Origin of the sequence: Pantoea sp. M_9 (assembly GCF_008631385.1) — a bacterium.
Taxonomy (GTDB): domain Bacteria; phylum Pseudomonadota; class Gammaproteobacteria; order Enterobacterales; family Enterobacteriaceae; genus Pantoea; species Pantoea eucrina.
On sequence record NZ_VWUF01000012.1, the window covers coordinates 24,108 to 42,347 of the forward strand.

The 18,240-nt window shown below is 56.7% G+C and carries 12 protein-coding genes; 6 read left to right on the plus strand and 6 right to left on the minus strand.

Annotated elements, in window-relative coordinates; translation table 11 throughout:
- Positions 1-17: 17 nt before the first annotated feature.
- The 3 genes from proP to F3I15_RS14920 all read right to left on the minus strand — a co-directional run bounded on the left by proP (position 18) and on the right by F3I15_RS14920 (position 4,745).
- Positions 18-1,523 (minus strand): glycine betaine/L-proline transporter ProP, encoded by a 1,506-nt coding sequence (proP, locus tag F3I15_RS14910; protein ID WP_150018450.1) that lies wholly within the window; start codon positions 1,521-1,523, stop codon positions 18-20.
- Between the two features lie 314 nt (positions 1,524-1,837).
- The gene (locus F3I15_RS14915) at positions 1,838-3,427 is read right to left on the minus strand and encodes an EAL domain-containing protein (protein ID WP_150018451.1); all 1,590 of its coding nucleotides are present in this window, start codon (positions 3,425-3,427) and stop codon (positions 1,838-1,840) included.
- Between the two features lie 250 nt (positions 3,428-3,677).
- Positions 3,678-4,745 (minus strand): AI-2E family transporter, encoded by a 1,068-nt coding sequence (locus tag F3I15_RS14920; protein WP_039381005.1) that lies wholly within the window; start codon positions 4,743-4,745, stop codon positions 3,678-3,680.
- A 204-nt stretch (positions 4,746-4,949) separates the two neighbouring features.
- Here F3I15_RS14920 and F3I15_RS14925 point away from each other — a divergent pair, with 204 nt between their 5' ends.
- The 3 genes from F3I15_RS14925 (at position 4,950) to iolB (ending at position 8,909) form a co-directional block, all read left to right on the plus strand.
- Positions 4,950-6,158, plus strand: coding sequence for an MFS transporter (locus F3I15_RS14925; protein ID WP_150018452.1), 1,209 nt, complete (start codon positions 4,950-4,952; stop codon positions 6,156-6,158).
- A 405-nt stretch (positions 6,159-6,563) separates the two neighbouring features.
- A complete protein-coding gene (locus F3I15_RS14930) occupies positions 6,564-8,069 on the plus strand; it encodes a CoA-acylating methylmalonate-semialdehyde dehydrogenase (RefSeq protein WP_150018453.1) in 1,506 nt (501 codons plus the stop codon).
- 21 nt (positions 8,070-8,090) lie between these two features.
- On the plus strand, positions 8,091-8,909 hold the full coding sequence (iolB, locus tag F3I15_RS14935) for a 5-deoxy-glucuronate isomerase (protein ID WP_150018454.1): 819 nt from the start codon (positions 8,091-8,093) through the stop codon (positions 8,907-8,909).
- A gap of 57 nt (positions 8,910-8,966) precedes the next feature.
- On the opposite strand, the gene F3I15_RS14940 is transcribed toward iolB, so the two are convergent.
- Together F3I15_RS14940 and iolC are read right to left on the minus strand one after the other, a co-directional pair.
- A complete protein-coding gene (locus F3I15_RS14940) occupies positions 8,967-9,812 on the minus strand; it encodes a MurR/RpiR family transcriptional regulator (protein ID WP_150018455.1) in 846 nt (281 codons plus the stop codon).
- Positions 9,813-10,075: 263 nt separating this feature from the next.
- The gene (gene iolC / locus F3I15_RS14945) at positions 10,076-11,989 is read right to left on the minus strand and encodes a 5-dehydro-2-deoxygluconokinase (RefSeq protein ID WP_150018456.1); all 1,914 of its coding nucleotides are present in this window, start codon (positions 11,987-11,989) and stop codon (positions 10,076-10,078) included.
- Positions 11,990-12,526: 537 nt separating this feature from the next.
- Between iolC and iolD the strand changes: the two genes are divergently transcribed.
- The 3 genes from iolD to iolE are packed head-to-tail and all read left to right on the plus strand — an operon-like array spanning position 12,527 to position 16,489.
- Positions 12,527-14,461: a 3D-(3,5/4)-trihydroxycyclohexane-1,2-dione acylhydrolase (decyclizing) gene (iolD, locus tag F3I15_RS14950; RefSeq protein WP_150018457.1), complete on the plus strand. Its 1,935-nt coding sequence runs from the start codon at positions 12,527-12,529 to the stop codon at positions 14,459-14,461.
- 59 nt (positions 14,462-14,520) lie between these two features.
- Positions 14,521-15,534: a Gfo/Idh/MocA family protein gene (locus tag F3I15_RS14955; RefSeq protein ID WP_039380988.1), complete on the plus strand. Its 1,014-nt coding sequence runs from the start codon at positions 14,521-14,523 to the stop codon at positions 15,532-15,534.
- Positions 15,535-15,592: 58 nt separating this feature from the next.
- Entirely contained in the window at positions 15,593-16,489 is an 897-nt protein-coding gene (gene iolE / locus F3I15_RS14960) for a myo-inosose-2 dehydratase (protein ID WP_094111187.1), read from the plus strand.
- 144 nt (positions 16,490-16,633) lie between these two features.
- Here the strand turns inward: iolE and glpD are convergent, their stop codons facing one another.
- Positions 16,634-18,142, minus strand: a complete 1,509-nt coding sequence (gene glpD, locus F3I15_RS14965) for a glycerol-3-phosphate dehydrogenase (protein WP_150018458.1) — start codon at positions 18,140-18,142, stop codon at positions 16,634-16,636.
- Positions 18,143-18,240 lie beyond the last annotated feature (98 nt).

Here is an 18,240-nt window from a genome sequence, read left to right on the forward strand (position 1 = left end):
GGCGGGACGGGTGAATATTACTCTTTAATAACCGGATGCTGATCGACCAGGTTGCGGCGTTTAGCCTCAAGGCGTGCGATCTCGGCATCAATATCTTCAATCTTCTGTTCAATATTGTCGTGATGCTCCTGCAGGATCTCACGGGCTTCATCCAGGTCAGATGCCGCAGGCGTGGCGCCACGCAGCGGTTTGTTCGCCGTCTCTTTCATATAGAGACCAGTGATCAGACCCACGACAGCAACCACCATCAGATAGTAGGCAGGCATATAGAGGTTGTTGCTGGCTTCTACTGCCCAGGCAGTCACGGTCGGCGTCAGACCAGCAACCAGAATCGAAATGTTGAATGCGCTGGCCAGTGCGCTATAGCGAATATGCGTCGGGAACATCGCCGGCAGCGACGAGGCCATCACGCCGGTAAAGGCGTTGAGGATCACCGCCAGCAGCAGCAGGCCGGCAAAAATCAGGCCCAGCACGTTACTGTTAATCAGCGTAAACGCCGGGATCGCACAGAAGAACAGCGCAATACTGCCGAGGATAACAAACGGACGACGACCGAAGCGGTCGCTCAGCATGCCCATGATCGGCTGTACAAACAGCATACCCATCATAATGGCGATGATAATCAGCACCCCATGATCTTCCGAGTAGTGCAGGTTGTGCGACAGGTAGCTCGGCATGTAGGTCAGCAGCATGTAGTAGGTCACGTTGGTGGCAAGCACCAGACCGATACAGGCCAGCAGGCTTTTCCAGTGTTTGGTGGCGATCTCTTTGAACGACACTTTCGGGCCATCGCGCAGGCCGTCACGGTCACCCTGCTCCAGACCATCAACGTGCTGCTGGAAAGCCGGGGTCTCTTCCAGCGCATGGCGCAGATAGAGGCCAATCAGGCCCAGCGGCAGCGCCAGGAAGAACGGCACGCGCCAGCCCCACTCAAGGAAGTTAGCTTCGCCGATGATGGTCGAGAGCAGCACCACAACGCCTGCACCCAGCACGAAACCGGCGATAGAGCCGAAGTCGAGCCAGCTGCCCATAAAGCCGCGTTTACGGTCCGGGGAGTACTCTGCAACAAAAATCGATGCCCCGGTATACTCACCACCGACTGAAAAGCCCTGGGCCATTTTGGCCAGCAGCAGCAGAATCGGTGCCCAGATGCCAATTGAGGCGTAGGAGGGGATCAGGCCGATACAAAAGGTACTGATCGACATAATAACAATGGTGATAGAGAGAATTTTCTGGCGGCCATACTTATCGCCCAGCATGCCGAAGAACAGACCACCCAGCGGACGGATCAGGAACGGAACAGAAAAAGTACCCAGCGCTGCGATCATCTGCACGCCCGGAGATGCATCAGGGAAAAAGACTTTACCCAGCGCATAGGCAACGAAGCCATAGACACCAAAATCGAACCACTCCATCGCATTACCCAGCGATGCCGCAGTAATAGCCTTGCGTAAGCGGGCGTCATCAATAATGGTGACGTCATCCAGCCCGATAGGTTTTACACGCTTCCTACGTAATTTCATGATGTTACCCTGTATTGGAATTCGAAAAATCCTCAACGCCGCCGGCTGTCTGCTATCAACTCAGTCCGCGGCGTTGAGAAAATTAAAGCATAGCCGTGAAAACGGGTTTTTCCCTGGCCAGCCATAGCAATTATTACCCAGGTAATTATTGCGAACCGCGACAGAGTATACCGTTTTTATGTGATATTTGTCATGTTTTAGCCATTAAGTGGTTACTTTTTAGCTAATTATATGGTCGTAAAGCGGTGTCAGAGGGGTAAAAAATATTTTACTTTTTTTGACATAACCCGCATGTCACGCGGGCTGTGGCGAGGTCAGTGCGGTGCAGAGACGACATCGGTCAGCGGCTGACTGCCATGCTCCTTCAGCCAGCGCAAAAAGGTCTGACTGGCGACAGGGCGGGCATAAAAATAGCCCTGAATAAACGTGACCTGACGTTGCTGCAGATAGGCGAGCTGCAGCGCGGTTTCCACTCCTTCGCCCAGCACCTCCAGTTTCAGCTTATGGCAGAGATTGATAATCGCATCCAGCACCGGCGTTTCGATCTCCAGCCCTTCAATGGCATTGATAAAGCCGCGATCGATCTTCAGGTAGTCGAGCGGGAAGGTCATCAGATAGGAGAGGGAGCAGTGTCCGGTGCCAAAATCGTCGATAGCAACTTTCATGCCCTGCGCCTGCAGAAAGCGCAGCTTGTGCGCCACCGCTTCGCCATCCTTAATCAGGCTGCGCTCGGTAAGTTCAAGCGTGAGCAGCATCTGCTTGTCGCGGATAGCGTGCGCAAATTGCATGATATCCTCAGTAAATTCTGCATGCTGCAGATGATCTGCCGCCAGATTAAATCCGAGGTGAAAACCTGGCATCACCGGCCAGAGGGCGATATCTTCACTCATCAGTTCCAGCAGGTGGCGGGTGAGATCGACAATCATCCCCTCCGACTCCGCATGCGTAATGAAAATATCGGGCCGCACCATCTCCCCATCGGGAAGCTGCCAGCGCAGCAGCGCTTCGGCGCCTGAGCAGCGCGCCAGGGTGTTGCTGTAAACCGGCTGATAGTAAACCGAAAACTGACGGTTACGCATAGCGCGGCGGATTTCATCGGCCCAGGAGATACGCCGGCGCAGCCAGTTTGCCGTCAGTATTATCAGCATGATTGAGAAGATTGAGGCCATCGGCAGGAAGATAAACAGCGCCTGCCGCCAGGCGGCGATCAGCTCTGCCGGTGGCACGGTTACGCTGACGCGAATAGGGTAATGCTGCGAGGCACTCTGAAACTGGGTGCTTTGCATATAGTGTTCAGCGGGCGTTTTAGGGTTGCCGCTGGCGATAATCGCGCCTTCGCTGAACTGCAGGCTCATCTGATAGCCGCGGGACTCTCCCATGGCATGCATAAAGTCCATCAGATACTGGCCATCAATAACGGCCCAGAAGCCGCTGCTGTCCGGTAGCTGACGCACGAAAATCACCGCCGGACGATGCGGTACGCCTGAGGTGCCGGGCAGTGAGAGGCTCCAGCCGGCTTTACCCGTTACCGGCAGCGGACGCATTATCATTGATTCAAGCGCGCCGTGATTAACGCCGTAAGCGGAGGAGCAGGTGATGTTATCGCCCTGCAGCATCCCCACCGAACGAAAGTAGGCGTTAAGCGTGCCGATACGCTGCAGGTGTTTTTCGATATCGCTGCAGCTCTGATGCTGGTATCGCTGCAGTTCGGCGATCATACCCCAGGCGTTGTCGCTCATTTTCTCCGCCTGAGCCAGCAGAATATTGGCTGTTGCCACCTGCTGCTGCCTGACCATATGGCGCGCTTCAATCGCCGTACAGACGATGCCCAGCACCAGCGGCAGCAGTCCGGCGCAGACAATATAGAGCCAGCCAAAATCACGACGTTTTTTACGCAGAGGCACCAGACTCTCCTCGTGGGGTTAGGCATTCATCAGCCGCGCCAGCAGCATAGCATCTTCTTTACGCTCTGCAGGGCTGCGAATCGTCCGTGATGCCAGCAGCCGGCGCTAACGATCGCTGCCCGTTGCGCTTATCACCTACTTTTTTCCGCTCAATTTGCGTTTATCCAGCGGATAAATCGTGTTTTTACGGTTAAAAGCAGCGATAAAGAGGGATTGATCGCTAAACGCAAAACGGTGGCGGGGCCGGATGCTATTTGATCTGTCGCTGCGGCTCGCGTCGTTTCAGGCGCGGCCTGCCGGTGCCAAGCATGATCGCCAGCCGGCTGCCGCCCGGCGTGGTTTCCATCAGAATTTTTGTGACGCTGGTCAGCGGCACCGACAGCAGCATGCCGACCGGCCCCAGCAGCCAGCCCCAGAAAATCAGTGACAGAAAAACCACCAGCGTAGAGAGGCCCAGCCCGCGCCCCATAAGACGCGGTTCCAGCATGTTGCCAAATACCATATGGATTGCACTGAACAAAAATGCGACCAGCATCGCATCGTAAATATCATTCAGCACCAGCGCCTGAATAAACGGCGGGATACCGGCGATAATCGGGCCGATATTGGGAATAAAATTGAGTATAAAAGCGACCACGCCCCAGAAGAGCGCAAACTTCACGTCCAGCAGCAGCAGAACCAGCCATACCGAAAATCCGGTTATCAGGCTTACCAGCGTTTTCAGAGCCAGATAGTGGGTGACGCCTTTTAGCGCTTTGTGCAGGCCGGCAATACGGATCTGCGGATTAGTGAGGGCATTACGCATTTTATAAGGCAGGTGGTGCACTTCAAATAGCATAAACACCACCGTCAGGATCAGCAGCACAATATTGGTCATCGCGCCGGAAAACTGTGCCAGTACCGTGGTCGCCATGTTCATGATCAGATTCGGGTCAAAGTGCTGCGCCAGCGTTTCGGTTGAAATATTAATATGAAAACCTGCCGCCAGATGCTGGATGACCGTCAGCTTCTGCTCCAGCATGGTGCGGATCTGCGGATAGGTATCGCTGAATTCACCGACTGAGCTTGCCAGCACGGCGACCAGCAGCAGCATCATAATAAAGATCACGGTAATCACCAGTGAGATAGCGACGCCGCGGCGTAGCCCACGACGCATCAGCGAGCTGACCAGCGGGTTGAGCACGATGGCCAGAAAACTGGCGAGCAGAAAGGGGACGAGTATGTCTGATGCGGCGCGGATGCCTGCCAGAATAATCACTAACATCGCCAGCTTGACCAGAATGTTCTGGCCAATTCTCTCCTGCGGCTTTTCGTTCATTGCTGCTCCTGCGGGGAATTTTTCTGATCCAAGTGTAGCTGAAGGCGGGTAAGAGATTGTTTATACACGTGCAGGCAGGGAAGACGCCAGGGCACAGCGCCAGAAACAGAGCTACGATCCAGGGCGTTCAGCAGATGCATACCCTCTGAAAAGGCGTATAGTTAATTTTCTGTTATCAAATGCCTGTCGTGAGCGCGTTTATCTATGCCTGACCTGCCTGCTGCTGCGGAACAGAGCCGTCTCCGGCTGAATCTGCAGATTCTTTCTATTGTGAAATTTAATTTCGCCACCTATCTGACTATCGGGCTGCCGCTGGCGGTGCTGCCTGGGTTCGTCCATGACAATCTGGGATATAGCGCGTTCTGGGCCGGGGTAGTGATCAGCCTGCAGTATATCGCTACGCTGCTCAGCCGGCCGTATGCCGGACGCTTTGCCGACAGCTGGGGCCCCAAGCGCGTGGTGGTGCTGGGTCTGGCAGGTAGCCTGCTGAGCGGACTCTGTATGCTCTTCTCCGCCCTGGCACAGGAGCAGGCGCTGCTCAGCCTGACGCTGCTCTGCCTGGGGCGCATTATTCTCGGCGTCGGTCAGAGCTTTTGCGGCACCGGGACGTCGCTGTGGGGCGTGGCGAAAGCGGGTTCTCTGCATATCGGGCGCGTCATCTCCTGGAACGGCATTGTCACCTACGGCGCCATGGCGCTGGGTGCGCCGCTGGGGGTTGCGCTGTTTCGCAGCGGCGGGCTGCTGCAGCTCTCGGTAGTCATTGTGGCCATCAGCCTGCTGGCGATGGTGCTGGCGCTGCCGCGTGCGGCGGTTAAAGGCAGTAAAGCGCGCCCGCTGCCGTTCCGTGCGGTGCTGGGAAAAATATATGGCTATGGCGTGCTGCTGGCGATGGGATCGGCCGGATTTGGCGTGATTGCGACCTTTATTACCCTGTTCTACCGCGAACGTGGCTGGGAAGGGGCGGCGTTTGCCCTGACGCTGTTCAGCAGCGCGTTCGTGGGCATGCGCCTGCTGTTTCCAGATGCGATTAACAAATGGGGTGGACTGCGCGTCGCCAGCGTCTGCTTTGCCATCGAAGCGGCGGGCCTCTTTCTGGTCGCAGGCGCGGTCGATCCGTGGATGGCGAAGCTGGGGGCCTTTCTGACCGGCGCAGGCTTTTCTCTGGTATTTCCGGCTATCGGCGTCGTCGCGGTCAAAGCGGTGCCGCAGCAGAATCAGGGCAGCGCGCTGGCAACCTATACCGCCTTTATGGATCTGGCGCTGGGCATTACGGGCCCCCTTGCTGGCCTGATCATGAGCTATGCCGGCGTGTCGCAGGTCTATCTGCTGACGGCGCTGCTGGTCTGCGTCGCGCTGGGCTACACGCTCTATATGCTGAAATCCCGCCAGCCGGAGAGCGCGGAGACGCCATAAAAAAAAGGCCCCGACCGGGGCCAGCAACGGCAAAAGTATCCCGAAGGGACACAGATAAGGATCGCTGAGCACCTCGTGCAGGCAGAGATACTGATGAAAAGCAGGAGAACATTTGTTTCAAAATAAGTAAATAATGAAATTTAAAAGTGTAGATCCGCTTCGCAAAAATACGCCGGCAATGCTATCTGCAGTATCAGATCTTTTGCCTGAGATAACTGAGAAACGCCCCGCCAGCCAGAAAAAATGCGATCCAGCCCGCTAAAAGGAAATCTTCCAAAAAAGATTATTTGAAAAATTTATTTCATTGTAATAGCTTCATAGCACGCTTTTCATTTCACCTGCCCGGGTAGCCTGGCGCTAACCCTTTGCTGCCTGCAGGGCCCTTTACATCAATGAGGCATCGACATGACTATTATTGGAAACTTTATCGGTGGCAGCATCACGCACAGCGCCAGTAATGAAACCATTCCGGTTTACGATCCGGCAACCGGCAAAGTGGTGCGTGAGCTGACGCAAAGCACCGCTGCAGAAGTTGAGCAGGCGATTGCGGTAGCGCACGCTGCCTTTCCGGAATGGTCGAAAACCGCGCCGCTGCGTCGTGCACGCGTCATGTTCAATTTCAAAGCGCTGATGGAAAAGCACCGTGATGAGCTGGCAGCCCTGATTGTCTCAGAACATGGCAAGGTCTGGTCAGATGCGCTCGGTGAGCTGACGCGCGGTATTGAGGTGATTGAGTTTGCCTGCGGCATTCCGCACCTGCTGAAAGGCGAAAACTCACCGGCCGTTGGCACCGGCGTTGACAGCTATTCACTGATGCAACCGGTGGGCGTGGTGGCAGGCATTACGCCATTTAACTTCCCGGCGATGGTGCCACTCTGGATGTTCCCGATTGCGCTGGCGTGCGGAAATACCTTTATTCTCAAACCACCGGCTCTGGATCCGTCCGCATCGGTGCGTATGGCGGAGCTGCTGAAAGAAGCGGGCCTGCCAGATGGCGTATTCAACGTTGTGCACTCATCTAATGATGATGCAGAGCAGCTGTATAAAGATCCGCGCATCGCGGCCGTCAGTTTTGTCGGCTCGTCCGGCGTTGCGGAGCACATCTATAAAACGGCCAGCGCGCACGGCAAACGCGTACAGGCGTTTGGCGCAGCCAAAAACCACGCTATCGTCATGCCGGATGCCGATCTGGATGCCACCGTTAATGCCATTATGGGCGGTGCGTTTGGCTCAGCGGGCGAGCGCTGCATGGCGCTGCCGGTGGTGGTTGCCGTCGGCGATGATACCGCGGACAAACTGATTGCCCGCCTGACGCCGCTGATCAAAGCGCTGCGCGTAGGGCCCGGCATGCAGCAGGGCGCGGAAGAGAATGAGATGGGTCCGGTGGTCTCTGCCGCCCATCAGAAAAAAGTGCTCGGCTACATCGATAAAGGTGAGCAGGAGGGGGCGAAGCTGGTGGTCGATGGCCGGACTCTCCGGGTCGCGGGTCATGAAGAGGGCTACTATGTAGGCGGCACGCTGTTCGATAACGTCACCTCCGATATGGTGATCTGGCGCGAGGAGATCTTTGGTCCGGTGCTGAGCATCATGCGCGCCAGCGACTACAGCAGCGCACTGCAGCTGGTTAACAGCCATGAGTTTGGCAACGGCAGCGCCATCTTTACCAGCAACGGCCACACCGCGCGCGAGTTTATTCAGAACGTTGAGGCAGGCATGGTGGGCGTAAACGTTCCGGTGCCGGTTCCTATGGCTTTCCACAGCTTTGGCGGCTGGAAACGTTCCGTGTTTGGTGCGCTGAATGTGCATGGCCCGGATGGCGTACGCTTTTATACGCGGATGAAAACCGCCACCGTACGCTGGCCCAGCGGTCAGCAGACCGTATCGGAATTCAGTATGCCGACGCTGGGTTAAGGCAGTTGACAGGAGGAAAGCATGTCCCTGATTTCAAAAGCACAGCAGCCTGACAGCAGCGGTCGTATTCAGCACGTCACGCCGCAGAGCGCGGGCTGGGAATACGTTGGCTTTGCGGCTTACCTGTTAAAGCAGGGCGAGACGCTGACGCTGCAGAGTGATGAAAAAGAGCTCTGCCTGGTGCTGGTTGCCGGGCGGGCGTCGGTTAAAACCCGTCACGCTGCTTTTGCCGGTATCGGCAAGCGCATGTCGCCGTTTGAGCGGACTCCCCCCTGGTCAGTCTATGTGCCGCACCACGATCAGGCGGAGATCACCGCAGAAACCGATCTCGAACTGGCCGTATGCAGCGCACCGGGGCATGGCGATCTGCCGGCCCGGCTTATCCCGCCAGAAGAAGTAGGGATAGAGCATCGCGGCAAAGGGCGTAATCAGCGCCTGGTGCACAATATTTTGCCGGATAACAAAGCGGCGGACAGCCTGCTGGTGGTGGAGGTTTATACCGGTGAAGGGGCGACCAGCTCCTGGCCAAGCCATAAGCATGATGATAAAGCGAGCCCGGATGAGACCTATCTGGAGGAGACCTACTATCATCGCTTTGATCCGGAGCCCGGTTTTGCTATGCAGCGGGTCTATACCGACGATCGCTCGCTGGATGTCTGTATGGCACCCGGCAACCGCGATGTGGTCATGGTGCCACGCGGTTACCACCCGGTCGCCACGCTGGCGGGCTATGACAACTACTATCTCAACGTGATGGCGGGACCGGTACGGCAGTGGAAATTTACCTGGGAGAAAGATCACGCCTGGGTAAACAGCGATAGCTATCCACGCAGCCGCTGAGTCGCGGTATGGAGGATAAGAGGGCAGCCAGCGCGCTGCCCTTTTTTACGGGTGCAGTTATTCCGGCTCGCTGCTGTTAGTCAGCGCCAGCGACACGGCCAGCGTCTGCGCCAGGCAGAGTGAGGCAACCTGAGAACGGAATCCATCAACCTGCGCTTCACGTACCACAAAGCAGACGTCGCTGAAGGCGGCCAGCGGGCTGACCTGACTGTCGGTGATGGCAATCTGATGCGCGCCGCGCCGGGCACCCAGCTCGACCAGCTCAACAGCTTCGCGGGCGTAGGGCGAGTAGCTGATAGCGATAACCACATCTTTAGGATTCACCATGCTCAGCTGCTCGGTAAACATGCCGCCGAGACCGTCAATCAGGAACGCGCGGCGCTCAAGGTGCCGCAGCGCATACACCAGATAGGAAGCCACGCTGAAGGAGCGGCGCAGGCCAATAATGTAGATATTCTCCGCCTCATTCAGCATCTGTACCGCTTTGTTGAGCTGTTCAGGGTTAATCTGCATCGCCAGCTGCTGCAGGGCCTGACTGTTAACCATGGTGAAGACGTTGAGGATCTCCATCGGGCTTTCCGGCGAGCTGGCGCTGTCGTCGGTAGCCGTCTGGCGAAACAGGCGCGCGCGCTCGGTATAATTAACGGTCTCTTCCATCAGATGCTGACGAAATACCTGTTTCATTTCATTAAAGCCGCTGAAGCCAAAAGCGTTGGCAAAACGGATCAGCGTGGAGGGCGGTACATCAGCCTGCTGAGCGATAGAGGCGACGGTATCAAAGGCAATGCTATTGCTGTTATCGAGAATATAACGAGCCACCTGCTTCAGACGCTTGCTCAGCGTCTCGTAGCGACGACGAATATCGTCCTGTAGCAGAGTGAGCTGGGTTGGATTATTGGTCATTGCTTCGGCCCGCTTACAAAAGAAAAATGGCTGGATAATGAGCGCTATAGTACCAGATGGATGGAAAATTTCATTCAATTGTCATCAGCAGCGCATCTATTTCATTGGATTATGCAATACCTCACAAAACCGCGTGGTGGCGGTGCGGTTTGCGGTGAGGTTATCGGATCCGGAAAGAGAGATGCAGGGGGGAAACAGCTGAAGCAGAGGGTTGCACCCTCTCCGCCAGGGGAGAGGGTGTACGGAAACCGCGCCCGCCGGACCTACCCGCGCGCCGCGCGCCAGTAGCCGATCAGCCGCAGATAGTTGCCTTTTACCGTCTCAATCAGCGTCTGGTCATCCAGCTCGCCTTTCAGCCACTGACGTGACGGCTGACCAAAGATGGTGCGTCCGACGGCAAATCCTTTTACCCACTCTGCCTGCGCCGCCGCGGCAAAGCCCGCCTTGAGCTTATCTTCCGGCGCGTCCAGACCAAGCAGCAGTATGCCGCGACAGTACGGATCCTGCTGTTCAATCAGCGCACCTATTGCCTGCCAGCTCTCTGCAGAGAGCGGCGGCAGTTTCCACCAGTCGGGCTGAATACCGAGGCTGTAGAAGTGGCTCAGCATCTCATGATAGTAAGACTCGTTATGATCCGGATTGCTCTCCGGCAGGATCACCTCTACCAGCAGCTCATGCCCGCTCTTGTTACAGCCGCGCCAGACATCCAGCAGCAGTGCATCCTGCTCATCGCGCAGCTCAGCGCTGTCGTGCGGATGGTAAAACACCAGACACTTCACCACGTGCTCCGCTGGCCAGTCGATCAGCTGCGAGCCGATATTGCCATGCTCCAGGCGCAGCGGTCGCGATCCGGGCTGCTCAATCGGACGACCAATCCACCACTTTTTGCCGGTAATTGCGTTCAGCGCCTTCTGCCCGTAGGTGGTATCGGCCAGAATGCCGCTCTTTTCATTCAGGCCCGCTTCTGCCGCCGCCTCCTGCGCCGCCTGCAGCAGCAGCAGTTTCAACTGCGGAATGCGCGCCTCGCTGACGCCCGCTTCCTGCGCCATATCAGCCAGCTGTTTGCGGTGGTCAAAGGCGAATACATTCAGCTCCGGCCACTGCTGCCGACGCGTGGTGACCCGGTGCAGGTGAGTAAGGCGCGTATCGCGATCCGGTCGTTTGACCTCACGGTCGCGGCTGAGGAAATCATCCAGCTCCGCTTTGGTGGGCATTGCCGGCGCGCAGCCGTGCCGCGACACCACCAGTGCGCCACAGGCATTCGCGTAGCGACACGCCTGCTCCCAGCTCTCATCGTTCAGCCAGCCGCGCAGCAGACCAGACATAAATGCGTCGCCCGCACCCAGCACGTTCAGCACTTCAACCTGCACGCCGCTCTGCAGCCGGGTCTGTTCCCAGCTGTCCGGAATATCGCCCTCAAATACCACGCAGCCCAGCGGACCACGCTTGCACACCAGCGTGGCCTGGCTTGCCTGACGCACATTTTTCAGCGCCGTCAGCGTATCGGTGCTGCCGCCGGCAATGTGAAACTCCTCTTCAGTGCCGACGATAAGGTCAAAATAGTGCAGCACTTCCTGCAGCTGGCGGGTTACCTGGCCCGACTCAATAAAGCGCGTCTCACCGTCGCCCAGTGAGGTCAGGCCCCACAATACCGGCCGATAGTCGATATCCAGCGCGGTACGCAGCCCGTTGCGGCGGGCAATATCCAGCGCTTTCAGCACGGCGGCGCGGGTATCCGGATGGGAAAGGTGCGTGCCGGTAATCGCGACCGCGCGTGAAGAGGTAATGAACGCCTCCTGAATATCATCCGGCACCAGCCCCATATCCGCGCAGTTGTCGCGATAGAAAATCAGCGGAAAGGTCTCTTCATCTTTAATGCCGAGGATCACCAGTCCGGTCAGACGCGTTTTATCGGTGATCAGGCCGTCAGTATTACAGCCGACGCGCTGCAGCTCTTCACGTAAAAAACGGCCGTTATGTTCATCGCCGACGCGCGCCAGCATCGCAGATTTCAGCCCCTGAATGGCTGTGCCATACGCCACGTTGCCTGAGGATCCCCCCAGATATTTATTAAAGCTGGTCATATCCTCTAAGCGCGAGCCGATTTGCTGACCATAGAGATCAACGGCGATGCGTCCGATACAAATCACATCAAGCCGCTTCTGTTGTGTACTCATACCTATAGTTTCCTTCTGTGATAAGCAGGCACGAACATCATCACCCGTGTCGGGTGCGCTGCTGTCGGGTTCTCAGAATGCCTGACTGGCTGGAAAGTCAGTATGAGGAATGAATATTTCATAAACAACATAAAATGAAACATACATCTTTATTTTGTGAGCCAGGTAAAATTACCGCTTTACGCAACAGAGCAGGGGTAACGTCATAAACAGGTGCGGCATCTCCGGGCTGTGAAGCCGATCGCAGGAAATATCAGGTAAATAGCAGAAGCTTTTCGGGTGAAACAAAAGTTCACATCGGCGTCACGCTTTCTGGCTTCGTTCCACTTTAGCCACGCAGAAACGGCTGCTCAGCCACTTTACTCTGCTGAATTTGATCTCCATCGCAAAATGAAATGTTTCTTCTGTAATTGTATTTTATGGAAAAAATATTTGTTTATAATCGCCGCATGTTTCACTTATGCGCGGGGCAGCCAGAGAGTTTGCTCCGGGTCGCGAGGCTCCTCTGCGGATGCCGGCAAGTAAAGGAAAAAAGATATGGGCACGATCAGACTGACAACGGCACAGGCGCTGGTGAAGTTTCTCGATAATCAGTATCTGAATGTCGATGGCGCAGAGAGCAAGTTTGTGAAAGGCGTGTTCGCCATTTTCGGCCACGGTAACGTACTCGGCATGGGTCAGGCGCTGGAGCAGGATAGCGGCGATCTGATTGTGTATCAGGGACGCAACGAGCAGGGTATGGCGCATGCCGCGACCGGCTTTGCCAAACAGTCGCTGCGCCGTCAAATTATCGCCTGTACCTCGTCGGTAGGCCCGGGCGCGGCCAACATGATTACCGCTGCGGCAACCGCCACGGCCAACCGTATTCCGCTGCTGCTGCTCCCCGGAGATGTGTTTGCGACCCGCCAGCCCGATCCGGTGCTGCAGCAGATTGAGCAGAGCCACGATTTAAGTATCAGTACCAATGATGCTTTCCGCGCCGTCAGCAAATACTGGGACCGCATCAGCCGCCCGGAGCAGCTGATGTCCGCCTGTATTAACGCCATGCGCGTGCTGACCGATCCCGCCGAAACCGGTGCAGTGACGCTCGCGTTGCCGCAGGATGTACAGGGCGAAGCGTGGGATTTCCCGGACTACTTCTTTCAGAAGCGCGTGCATCGGCTCGATCGCCGTCTTCCTTCTCCAGCGCAGCTTGAGGCAGCGCTGGCGCTGATTGCGCGCAAGCGCAAACCGCTGATTGTGGTGGGCGGTGGCGTCAAATACTCGGGAGCGGGTGAGGCGCTGCTGAAGTTTGCTGAGCGCTTCTCGATTCCGTTTGCGGAAACGCAGGCGGGCAAGGGTACGCTGAGTTCCGAACATCCGCTGAACCTGGGAGGCGTGGGGGAAACCGGCTCTCTGGCCGCTAACCTGCTGGCGAAAGAGGCCGATCTGGTTATCGGTATCGGCACCCGCTACACCGACTTCACCACCGCGTCAAAGTGGATTTTCCGGCATCCGGAGGTCAGCTTCCTTAATCTTAACGTCAGCAACTTCGACAGCTACAAGCTCGATGGCGTGCAGCTGCTCGCCGATGCGCGCGAAGGGCTGACCGCGCTGACGCAGCAGCTGCAGGGCTTTGAAAGCCACTGGGGCGATCAGATAGCAGAGGCGCAGCGTCAGCTGCGGCAGGAGACGCAGCGCGTCTATGCTGCCACCTGGAACAGCGATGATTTCGTTCCGGAAATTGCCGACCATATCGATCGCGACGCGCTGTTTGCCGAATTTCAGCGTCTGACTCAATCCGTGCTGACGCAGAGTAGCGTGCTCGGTACGCTGAACGAGCAGCTGCCGGACGACGCGGTTATTGTGGCCGCAGCGGGCAGCCTGCCGGGCGATCTGCAGCGCGTCTGGCGCACCCGCAGTTACAACGACTATCACGTGGAGTATGGCTACTCCTGCATGGGCTATGAAGTCAACGCCGCGCTGGGGGCAAAGCTGGCCCAGCCGCAGCGTGAGGTCTATGCCATGGTGGGTGATGGCTCTTTCATGATGCTGCACTCAGAGCTGGTGACGTCGATTCAGGAGGGCGCGAAGATCAACGTCATCCTGCTGGATAACATGACCAACGGCTGCATTAACAACCTGCAGATGGAACACGGTATGGACAGCTTTACGACCGAATTCCGCTTCCGTAATCCGGAAGGGGGGCGGCTCGATGGCGGCTTTGTGCCGGTGGATTTTGCAGCCATTGCTGCCGGATACGGCTGCAAAACCTACCGCGTCACCACGCTTGAGCAGCTGAAGGCGGCGCTGGCCGACGCACAGCAGCAAAGCGTCTCCACCCTGATTGATATCAAAGTGCTGCCAAAAACCATGGTGCACAAATATTTCAGCTGGTGGAACGTCGGCGTAGCGCAAACCTCTGAATCTGAGCGTACGCAGCAGGTCGCTGACAAGCTGAATCAGCACATTCAGCAGGCACGTAAATATTAACGCTTCTGGCCGGCGCAGATCGGCCGTCTTATCTCTTATCTGACTCTACAGGTGTAATCATGACGCTCAAACTCGGGGTAATCGGGACCGGTGCAATTGGTCAGGAGCATATCCGTCGCTGTAACAACGTACTGCAGGGCGCAAAAGTGGTGGCGGTTTCCGACATCAACGTTGAGGGAGCCCGTGCGGCGCTGCAGCGGCTGAATATCAGCGCGGAGGTTTATCAGGATGGTCATCAGGTGATCGCCTCGCCAGAGGTTGACGCCATTCTGGTGACCTCCTGGGACCCGACGCATGAAGAGTTTACGCTGGCGGCTATCGCCGCAGGCAAGCCGGTATTCTGTGAAAAGCCGCTGGCAATGAGTGCGGAAGGCTGCCGTCGTATTGTGGATGCGGAAATTCAGCACGGCAAAAGGCTGGTGCAGGTGGGCTTTATGCGCCCGTATGACGCGGGCTACCGCGCCCTGAAAAAAGTGATTACTGAAGGTGAGATTGGCGAACCGCTGATGCTGCACTGCGCGCACCGTAATCAGAGTGTGGGTGAGAACTACACCACCGACATGGCTATTACCAACACGCTGATCCACGAGCTGGATGTGCTGCGCTGGCTGACGGAAGATGACTATAAATCGGTGCAGGTGGTCTTTCCGCGCGTCACGTCAAAATCGCATGCGCAACTGAAGGATCCGCAGATTGTGCTGTTTGAAACGCAGAAAGGGATCCGCATCGATGTGGAGATCTTCGTGAACTGCGCCTATGGCTACGATATCCAGTGTGAAGTGGTGGGAGAAGAGGGCATAGCCCGTCTGCCGGAGCCGTCGGCGATCCAGACGCGTAAGAACGCACGCCTCGGTACGCCGCTGCTGACCGACTGGAAAGATCGCTTTATCGACGCCTATGACGTCGAGCTGCAGGCGTTTATCAACGATGTTAAAGCCGGTGAGCTTACCGGACCTTCCGCATGGGATGGCTTTGCCGCTTCCGTAGCAGCTGACGCCTGCCTGAAAGCGCAGAACAGCGGTGCGATTGAGCCGGTTGAAATGCCACCGCGTCCGGCATTTTACAGCAAATAACCTGCTACTTTTTTGCGGCGGCGCGACTGCTCCGCTGCCCTGATTCCGGGATCTGAAGATGAACAAAGAGAATGTAAAGCTGGCGATAGCGCCGATCGGCTGGACCAATGACGACATGCCCGATCTGGGCAAAGAGAATACGTTCCAGCAGACGGTGAGTGAAATGGCGCTGGCCGGTTTTACCGGCAGCGAAGTCGGCAGTAAATACCCGCGCGATCCGGCGATTCTGAAGCCGATGCTCGATATCCGCGGTATTGAGATCTGCAACGCCTGGTTCAGCACCTTTTTTGCTAACGGCGATAAGGCGAAGACCATCGATGAGTTCATCAACCATATGAACTTCCTGCATGCGATGGGCGCGCGCGTTATCGGCTGTTCAGAGCAGAGCAAAAGTATTCAGGGCACCACCCTGGCCGTGTTTGAGCAGAAACCGGTGTTCAGCGATGAAGAGTGGCGTCTGACGGCGGAAGGCTATAACGAACTGGCGCAGCTTGCCGCAGAAAAGGGCATGCGCGTGACGCTGCACCACCATATGGGAACCGGGATCCAGACGCCGGAAGAGATTGACCGTTTTATGGCGCTGACTCATGACAGCGTAGGCCTGCTCTATGATACCGGCCATATTTACTACTCTGAAGGATCGCAGCAGGCGATGCTGGACGTACTGACCACGCATCTGCCGCGTATTTTCCACGTGCATCTGAAAGATGTCCGCGACGAAGTGGTGGCTGAAGTGCGCGGGAAATCCCTGTCGTTTCTTGATGGCGTGAAGAAAGGCACCTTCACCGTGCCGGGAGATGGTGCGATCGATTTCGCGCCGGTGTTTAAAATTCTCGACGAGGCGGGCTATAAAGGCTGGATGGTGGTAGAGGCGGAGCAGGATCCGGCTATCGCCAACCCGTTTGAATATGCGGTAAAAGCGCGCAAATATATCCGCGAACACGCCGGACTCTGACCGCTGCTCTGTGCCAGCGCCGCTGCCGCTTCTGTAGGGCAGCGGCGCTGTCCTGTTATTCCCGTACTCTCTTCCTGATTCTGTTATCCGGCGACATAAAAAACCCCGCAGCAAGTGCGGGGCCGGTAAAGCGGGATACAGACCTTACGATGCGAGCGAAAGCGCCGGCTTCTGGCTGTTGCGCGCCAGCCACTCGCTGATGCGCGCCTGCTGGGCCGTATTCAGCCACATACCCTGCTTGGTACGGCGCCAGATAGCATCATCCAGTTCACGTACCCACTCGTTTTTGACCAGATAACGCAGTTCAGCTTCATAGAACTCATGGCCAAAATTCTCGCCCAGATCGGTCAGGCTGGTGGCACCCTCAAGCAGCATTTCGGTACGGCTGCCGTAGGTGCGGGCATAGTGCCGCGCCATGTTTTCGCTGATAAACGGATAGCGGCGACGCAGGCCGGCAGCGTAGTCCTCACGCGTACCGGAGAAATCACCACCCGGCAGCACGGCGTTTTTTGTCCAGGCCGGGCCGGCGTTCGGATAGTATTTCGCCAGTTTCTCCATCGCATGCTCTGCCAGCTTGCGATAGGTAGTCAGCTTGCCGCCAAACACCGACAGCAGCGGCGCCTCGCCGTTATCATCACGCACGTCCAGCGTATAGTCACGGGTGATCGCCTGCGGTGAATCTGACTCATCATCACACAGCGGACGCACGCCGGAGTAGCTCCAGACGATATCATCTGAGGTCAGCTGCTTTTTGAAGTGCGCGTTAAACACTTTCAGCAGATAGCGCGTCTCTTCCTCATCAATCTTGACGTTTTTCGGATCGCCTTTGTACTCAACGTCGGTGGTACCGATGATAGAGAACTCATCCATCCACGGAATAACAAACACGATACGGTTATCTTCGTTCTGCAGAATATAAGCCTGCTTTTCAGTGTGCACGCGCGGCACCACGATATGGCTGCCTTTAATAAGGCGAATGCCATACGGAGATTTCAGCTTCAGACCGTCGTCAAACAGCTGTTTAACCCACGGACCGGCTGCATTAACCAGGCCTTTAGCGCGCCAGGTCAGAATTTTGCCGGTATCGACCTCTTCTGCCTCAACCATCCACATGCCGCCTTCACGCCATGCGCGGTTAACGCGGGTGCGGGTGCGCACTTCGCCACCTTTACGCTCAACTTCCTGCGCGTTCAGCACCACCATGCGGGCATCATCTACCCAGCAGTCGGAATATTCAAAACCGCGCGTAATTTCCGGCTTCAGCGCCGACTCCGCGCCAAAGCGGAGACCTTTACTGCCCGGCAGCGTAGTGCGTTTGCCGAGGCGGTCATACATAAACAGGCCCATACGGATCATCCACGCCGGACGCAGGTGCGGGCGGTGCGGCAGGCGGAAGCGCATCGGGAAAGCGATATGCGGCGCCATTTTTAACAGCACTTCACGCTCGGCCAGCGCTTCGCCAACCAGACGAAACTCGTAGTGCTCAAGGTAGCGCAGGCCGCCGTGAATCAGTTTGGAACTGGCGGAGGAGGTGGCACACGCCAGATCCCGCGCCTCCAGCATCAGCACAGACAGTCCGCGTCCTGCAGCGTCCACTGCAATGCCGGCTCCGTTGATGCCGCCGCCGATCACGATCAGGTCTTTGGTTTCCACGTCATCTCCTCCGATGTTCGGAATAGTTCTAAAATGTTCGTTTTCGAGCGTAATAATAATCGGAAACCAACATTTTCGCCAGTCTTTAACGCAATAAA